The following is a 466-nucleotide window of genomic DNA, read 5'->3' as shown; positions in this document are numbered from 1 at the left end:
GCCAACTTTCCGAACAACACAACACGGTGCCACTCTGTTTTTTCTTTTTGTTCGCCAGAGAGTTTGTCGCGCCATGCTTCGGACGTTGCCACTGTGATGCTGGCAACTGCGCCCCCATTTGGCATGTAACGAACGTCGGGATCTTGTCCCAAGTTTCCGACTAAAATGACCTTGTTTACGCCACGTTCTGCCATGATGTATCTCCTTACTTTTGCGGGTTTATCTGCCTGACGGTCTGTCAGACGCTGAAATGGTTCTACTCAACGCTTATCGGGTACTTTTGCAGAAAACATCAGCACACCGATATTTCCCTGTGTTGGCTTTTAAACCATATCTTTTGGGATGTTTTGGCGTGGCGGTTTTGACGTTGACGTTCTTGTGTGTTCATGCTGCTTCTCCCCTCTCAGTGGTTAATCCTATCTCTCGGTCAGTTCAGTCGCGGCAAAGGGCGAGGTAGCAACGACAG

1 protein-coding gene is annotated in these 466 nt (G+C 49.1%); it reads right to left on the bottom strand.

Features of this window, described 5'->3' with window-relative positions; all coding sequences use genetic code 11:
- Positions 1–194, bottom strand: a 194-nt coding sequence (ssb, locus tag AEP37_RS24040; RefSeq protein WP_049615697.1) for a single-stranded DNA-binding protein, incomplete at its 3' end; no start/stop codon positions are given.
- Positions 195–466: the final 272 nt, after the last annotated feature.

The organism is Yersinia pekkanenii (assembly GCF_001152565.1).
GTDB lineage: Bacteria > Pseudomonadota > Gammaproteobacteria > Enterobacterales > Enterobacteriaceae > Yersinia > Yersinia pekkanenii.
This window is presented reverse-complemented; position numbering and strand designations above follow the sequence as displayed.